The organism is Cellulomonas pasadenensis, from assembly GCF_047229365.1.
Taxonomy (GTDB): domain Bacteria; phylum Actinomycetota; class Actinomycetes; order Actinomycetales; family Cellulomonadaceae; genus Cellulomonas.
Window position 1 is genome coordinate 1 of record NZ_JBFTEP010000166.1, and the last position, 6,687, is coordinate 6,687.

5 protein-coding genes are annotated in these 6,687 nt (G+C 77.0%); all 5 read left to right on the plus strand.

Annotation, left to right across the window (positions count from 1 at the left end; genetic code table 11):
* Positions 1 to 217: 217 nt before the first annotated feature.
* Positions 218 to 349: a hypothetical protein gene (locus AB6N23_RS16490; RefSeq protein ID WP_412867075.1), complete on the plus strand. Its 132-nt coding sequence runs from the start codon at positions 218 to 220 to the stop codon at positions 347 to 349.
* Positions 346 to 2,022, plus strand: coding sequence for a GTPase (locus AB6N23_RS16495; RefSeq protein ID WP_412867076.1), 1,677 nt, complete (start codon positions 346 to 348; stop codon positions 2,020 to 2,022). Before AB6N23_RS16490 ends, AB6N23_RS16495 begins: the two co-directional genes overlap by 4 nt.
* A 178-nt stretch (positions 2,023 to 2,200) precedes the next feature.
* Entirely contained in the window at positions 2,201 to 2,821 is a 621-nt protein-coding gene (locus AB6N23_RS16500) for a single-stranded DNA-binding protein (protein ID WP_412867077.1), read from the plus strand.
* Positions 2,822 to 2,958: 137 nt separating this feature from the next.
* Positions 2,959 to 4,641, plus strand: a complete 1,683-nt coding sequence (ettA, locus tag AB6N23_RS16505; RefSeq protein WP_412867078.1) for an energy-dependent translational throttle protein EttA — start codon at positions 2,959 to 2,961, stop codon at positions 4,639 to 4,641.
* Positions 4,642 to 4,654: 13 nt separating this feature from the next.
* On the plus strand, positions 4,655 to 6,687 hold a 2,033-nt coding region (locus AB6N23_RS16510), incomplete at its 3' end, for an ABC transporter (protein WP_412867079.1).

The following is a 6,687-nucleotide window of genomic DNA, read 5'->3' on the forward strand; positions in this document are numbered from 1 at the left end:
CCCCCCCCCCCCCCACCCTCCACCCACACCCCCCACTCCGCCCTCGGCGTAAGAGTCTGGTGGGCTCTTTGATGTTTATACGCCCCCGGGGGGGGCGCCCCCCCCCCCCGCCGCCGCGCTTGCGGCCGCCGCCGGGCTCACGGAGGCGCACGAGGCGCTGCGCACGCTGCTGCCCGACGCGGCGGACACGCTCGTCGAGGACCTCCGCGCCGACCTCGTGCGCCGCGCGCAGGCGCAGGTCGACGTCGAGCGCGCCGGCGCCGACGCGGCGCTCGCCGATCCCGACCTCGCCGCCGACGCGTCCTCCCGGCTGCGCCTGCGGCTCGCCGTCCTCAAGGGGCTGACATGAGCACGGACGACCTCAGGCCGGCCTCCGTCCCGGCGCCCATCCCCGCGGTGCTGCCGGCGGCCGTGCCCGCCCACGGCGCGCGCGTCCCCGCGGACGCCGAGCCGGAGATGCTCGACGACGCCCCGGGAGCCGACGTCCCCGGCGTCGAGCCCGAGGCACCGGGCACGGCCTGGGCGGACGACGACGAGGGCGCGGTGCGCGGGGAGGACACGGCCGCGCTCACGGCGCGCGTCGACGCGCTCGAGGGCGCCCTCACCATCGGCGGCGACCGCGTCGACCCGGACGTCGTCGCAGCCGTCGGCGCCGCGGTCGACCGCGTCCGGGAGCGGCTCGTGCTGGGCGTCGACCACACCGTCGTCGCGCTCGTCGGCGGCACCGGGTCGGGCAAGTCCAGCCTCTTCAACGCGGTCAGCGGCCTGCGGTTCGCCGACGTGGGCGTCCGTCGGCCGACGACGTCGCGCGTCACCGCGTGCGTGTGGGGCGCGGACGGCGACCCGCTGCTCGACTGGCTCGGCGTCGACGCCGAGCACCGGATCGAGCGCGAGAGCGTCCTCGACGCCGACCACGAGGCCGCGCTGCGCGGGCTCGTGCTGCTCGACCTGCCCGACCACGACTCGATCGCCCCCGAGCACCGCGAGGTCGTCGACCGGGTGCTGCCGCAGGTCGACCTGCTCGTGTGGGTCGTGGACCCGCAGAAGTACGCCGACGACGCGCTGCACTCCGGGTACCTGCGCCGGCTCGCCGGCCGGGACGCGTCGATGCTGCTCGTCATGAACCAGGTCGACACCGTGGCGCCCGAGGTGCGGGGCGCGCTGCTCGCCGACGTGCAGCGGCTGCTCGCGGAGGACGGCCTGCCGGACGTGCCCGTGCACGGCGTGTCGACGGTGACCGGCGACGGCGTCGCGGAGCTGCGGGACGCGCTGGCGGACGCGGTCGCGCAGCGGTCGGTCGCGGCCGCGCACGCGGACGCGGAGGTCGCGCAGGCGGCGCGCCTGGCCGCGACCCAGGTGGGTGCGCGGGAGCCGGCGCCGTCGCAGCTCGCGCTCGGGACGGTCGTCGACAAGCTCGTGTCCGCCGCGGGGCTCCCGGCCGTGGCCGCCGCGGTCGCGGCCGTCGTGCGCGGCGGGGCGTCGCGGCCGCCGCGGCTCGGCGACGTGCACGGCGACGGCGTCGGGCTGGCCCGTTCGGCGTGGGTGACCAGCGTGACGCAGGGGCTGCCCGTGCGCTGGGCCGACGACCTGCGGCACCGGGTGGCCACGCCGGCGGAGCTGCGCCTCGCCGTCACCGACGCGCTCACGCAGGTGACCGTGACGGCGCGGGCGTCGCTCGCCGCGCGCGTCCTCTCGGTGCTCGCCGTGGTGCTGGGCGTCGTCGGGCTGGTCGGTGCAGGGCTGGTCGTCGCCGACGCGGCGGGGGCGGACCCGGGCTGGGTGCCGCCGGCGGTGCTCGCCGCCGCGCTGCTCGCCGCGGCGCTCGTCCTCGCGGTCGTGGCGTCGGCCGTGCGCCGCCGGGCCGCCGCGCGTCGGGCCGAGCGGGTCCTGGCCGACGGGCGGGCGGCGATCGAGTCGGCGGCCCGGGCACGGCTGCTCGCACCGACGCAGGACGTGCTCGCCGAGCACCGGCACGCGCGCGAGCTCGTGGCGCAGGCCGCCGGGGGACCTGCGCCGCGCTGAGGTCCGGCGTGCGTGGTCCCGGGCACGCATCCGGGACGACGCCGAGCCGTCCCCAGCCCCGGCGCGCGGACGTGCCGTCCACGGGTGCGGGCCCGCGCGCGTCGGCGCGACACGGCGGGCCCGGACGCTGTCCTCACACGCCCCGCGCTCGCGGGGCCACGGCAGTGAGGACATCGGCATGGGCGCACACACGCAGGACGTGACCGTCGTCGGCTGGGTCGGCTCGGACGTGCGGAGCTACCACCTGGACGGCGGCGGCACGCCGTACGCGCAGTTCCGGCTCGCGTCGACGCGGCGGGTGTACGACCGCGAGAGCGGCACCTACCGCGACGGCCCGACGGTCTGGTGGACGGTGAAGGTGTGGCGGCAGGTGGCGGACAACGTCACGCGCTCGCTCCACAAGGGCGACCCGGTGGTGGTGGTCGGGCGCGTGGGCACGTCGGAGTGGACGTCGCCGGACGGCCCGCGCACCGAGCTCGTGCTCGAGGCGGTCGCGCTCGGCCACGACCTCGTGTTCGGCACGACCGCGTTCCGGCGCAGCACCCGCGGCGGCACGGGCGAGGCCGCGGGGGAGAGCGTGGGCGCGCGCGGCGCCGCGGCCGAGGGTGCCCCGGAGGCCGCCGTCGACGACCCGTGGGCGCAGGCGCCGCACCTCCCGGAGGACGCGGCCGGCCCCGACGCCGGCCCCACGGCACCGCCCGACGGCGACGCGGACGACGTGCCGGGGTCCGACGCGGGCGCGGACGGCGACGACCGTGCGGCCGCGGCGGAGGGCCTCGCGCTGGTCGGGCGCGGGTGATCGCCTAGGCTGGGGGACCGGCAACCGACGACGCCGCAGGTCGGCGCGCGCGACCCGGTCGGGGCACGTCCCCGCCCGGCACCGCGCCCCGACCGGCGGCGTCCCCACCGAAGCGACCCGAGGCGGACGAGCAGTCAGTGGCTGAGTTCATCTACTCCATGTACAAGGCGCGCAAGGCGCACGGCGACAAGGTCATCCTCGACGACGTCTCCCTGAACTTCCTGCCCGGCGCGAAGATCGGCGTCGTCGGCCCGAACGGCGCCGGGAAGTCCACGATCCTCAAGATCATGGCCGGGCTCGACCAGCCGTCGAACGGCGAGGCCCGGCTGTCGCCCGGCTTCACGGTCGGCATCCTGCAGCAGGAGCCGCCGCTGAACGACGAGAAGACGGTGCTGGGCAACGTCGAGGAGGGCGTCGCCGAGATCAAGGGCAAGCTCGACCGCTACAACGAGATCTCGGCGCTCATGGCCGACCCGGACGCGGACTTCGACGCGCTGCTCGCGGAGATGGGGCAGCTGCAGGAGGCGATCGACGCCGCCGACGCCTGGGACCTCGACGCGCAGCTCGAGCAGGCGATGGACGCCCTGCGGTGCCCGCCGCCGGACGCGGACGTCAACGTCCTGTCGGGTGGTGAGCGCCGCCGCGTCGCGCTCTGCAAGCTCCTGCTCGAGAAGCCGGACCTGCTGCTGCTCGACGAGCCCACCAACCACCTGGACGCCGAGTCCGTGCTGTGGCTCGAGCAGCACCTGCAGCAGTACCCCGGCGCGATCCTCGCCGTGACGCACGACCGCTACTTCCTCGACCACGTCGCGGAGTGGATCTGCGAGGTCGACCGCGGGCGCCTCTACCCGTACGAGGGCAACTACTCGACGTACCTGGAGAAGAAGCAGGAGCGCCTGAACGTCCAGGGCAAGAAGGACGCGAAGCTCGCCAAGCGCCTCAAGGACGAGCTCGAGTGGGTGCGCCAGAACGCCAAGGGCCGCCAGACGAAGTCGAAGGCGCGCCTGGCCCGCTACGAGGAGATGGCGGCCGAGGCGGAGCGGACGCGGAAGCTGGACTTCGAGGAGATCCAGATCCCGCCGGGCCCGCGCCTGGGCAACGTCGTGCTCGAGGCCAAGGACCTGGTCAAGGGCTTCGACGGCCGCACGCTCATCGACGGCCTCAGCTTCACGCTGCCCCGCAACGGCATCGTCGGCGTCATCGGCCCGAACGGCGTCGGCAAGACGACCCTGTTCAAGACGATCGTCGGGCTGGAGCCGCTCGACGGCGGCGACCTCAAGATCGGCGAGACCGTCTCGATCTCGTACGTCGACCAGAGCCGCGGCGGCATCGACCCGAAGAAGACGCTGTGGGAGGTCGTGTCCGACGGCCTCGACTTCCTCAAGGTCGGCAACGTCGAGATGCCGTCGCGCGCGTACGTCGCCGCGTTCGGCTTCAAGGGCCCGGACCAGCAGAAGCCGGCCGGCGTCCTGTCGGGCGGCGAGCGCAACCGGCTCAACCTCGCGCTCACGCTCAAGCAGGGCGGCAACCTGCTGCTCCTCGACGAGCCGACCAACGACCTCGACGTCGAGACGCTCGGCTCGCTCGAGAACGCGCTGCTCGAGTTCCCCGGCTGCGCCGTGGTCGTGTCGCACGACCGCTGGTTCCTCGACCGCGTCGCGACGCACATCCTCGCGTACGAGGGCACCGAGGAGGACCCGTCGGCCTGGTACTGGTTCGAGGGCAACTTCGCCGCGTACGAGGAGAACAAGGTCCAGCGCCTCGGCGCCGACGCGGCCCGCCCGCACCGCGTGACGCACCGCAAGCTGCGGCGCGACTGAGGGCGCGGCCGGCATGAGCGACGACGCGCCCGTCCGCCCCGACGCGCCGGACCCCGGGGGTCCGGCGGGGCGGGCGGGCGCGTCGCCTCCCGCGGCAGTGCCCGGTACGGCAGTGCCCGGTACGGCTGTGCCCGGTACGGCTGCGCCCGGTACGGCTGCGCCCGTCGCGGGCGTGCCCGGCGACGGGCTCGTCGAGGCGCTCGAGGTGCTCGGGCTGCGGCTCGGCCAGGTGGAGCTGCCGCTCGAGGGCACGGGCGTCGCGGAGGCGCGCGCCGTGCGCCGCCAGGCCGTCGAGCAGCTCGACGACTACCTGCTGCCCCGGTTGCGGGCCGCCGCCGCGCCGGTGCTCGCGGTCCTCGGCGGGTCCACCGGCGCGGGCAAGTCCACGCTGGTCAACTCCCTGCTCGGTGCCCCGGTGTCGACGGCGGGCGTGCTGCGACCCACGACGCGGTGGCCGGTGCTCGTGCACCACCCGCTCGACGGCCGCTGGTTCACCACCGACCGGGTGCTGCCGGGCCTGGCGCGGCTCGTCGGCGGGCGCGGTGCCGGGCCGGGCCGCGGCGCCCCGGACACCGCGGGCGGCGCGTCCCCGGACGGCACGGGCGCGGCCGGGCACGCCGGCCTGCGGCTCGTCGCGAGCGACGCCGTGCCGCAGGGGCTGGCGCTGCTGGACGCGCCGGACATCGACTCCGTCGTCGACGAGAACCGTGCGCTGGCACGGCAGCTGCTCGGTGCCGCGGACCTGTGGCTGTTCGTCACCACGGCCGCGCGCTACGCCGACGCCGTGCCGTGGGAGCTGCTCGCCACGGCCGCGCAGCGGCGCGTCGAGCTGGCGCTCGTGCTCGACCGCGTCGACCCCGGCGAGGAGGACGCCGTCCGCACGCACCTCACGTCGATGCTCGCGGAGCACGGGCTCGCGGGCACCCCGGTGCTGGTGGTCCCCGAGGTCGAGCCCGAGGACGGGCTCCTGCCGGCGTGGGCCGTGGCGCCCGTCGCCGAGTGGCTGACCCGGCTCGCGGCCGACCCGGCCGCGCGCCGCGGCGTCGTGGAGCGGACGCGCGACGGCCTCGTCGCCGACCTCGTCGTCCGCGCGGGCCTGGTGGCCGACGCGGCGGACGCGCAGGAGGCGGCGGACGCCCGCCTGCGCGCGGCCGTGCGCACCGCGTACGAGGCGGCGCTCGTGGACGTCGGGCGCGCGACGTCCGACGGGCGCATGCTGCGCGGCGAGGTGCTCGCGCGCTGGCAGGACGTCGTCGGCACGGGTGAGTTCATGCGGTCCGTCGAGGAGCGCGTCTCGCGCTGGCGGGACCGCCTGACGTCCGCCGTGCGCGGTCGGCGTGCGGAGGAGCCGGCGCTCGCCGCCGCCATCGGCCGCAGCCTCGACGCCGTCGTGCTCGACGCGGCCGAGCAGGCGGCCGACCGCGCGTACGCCGCGTGGCGCGCCGACCCCGCCGGCGCGGCGCTGCTCGACGGGCTGGCGCTCTCGCGGTCGTCCGCGCGGCTGCGCGACGAGATCGCCGCGCAGGTCCGCGGCTGGCAGGACGACGTGCTCGCGCTGGTCGCCGACGAGGGCGCCGACCGGCGGACGCAGGCGCGGGCGCTCTCGTTCGGCGTCAACGGCCTCGGTGCCGCGCTCATGCTCGCGGTCTTCGCCTCGACGGGCGGGCTGACCGGCGCGGAGGTCGGCATCGCCGGCGGCACCGCCGTGCTCGCGCAGCGGCTGCTCGAGGCGGTCTTCGGCGACGACGCGGTGCGCCGCCTCACGGAGTCCGCGCACGAGCGGCTGCTCGCGCGCGTGCGGGGCGTGCTCGACGCGGAGGCGGCGCGCTACACCGCCCAGCTCGACGCGCTCGGCACGGCGGACGCGGGCGGCTCCGGCGTGCGCGCGGCCGCGGCCCGGGTGGCGGGGCGGGTGGACGACATCCCCACCGTGGGGCCCCGCGCCCGGGCGCCGGGGTCGGCCCCGCGCCCCGGGCACCGGGGGTGGTACCGGCTGCTCTCCGACGACGCACGCCTGCTGCGGCTCGTCGCGCAGCACGCCGACCC

Coding starts and splice junctions, on each gene's coding strand:
- AB6N23_RS16495 (WP_412867076.1), top strand. CDS start 346: ATGAGCACGGACGACCTCAGGCCGGCCTCCGTCCCGGCGCCCATCCCC.
- AB6N23_RS16500 (WP_412867077.1), top strand. CDS start 2,201: ATGGGCGCACACACGCAGGACGTGACCGTCGTCGGCTGGGTCGGCTCG.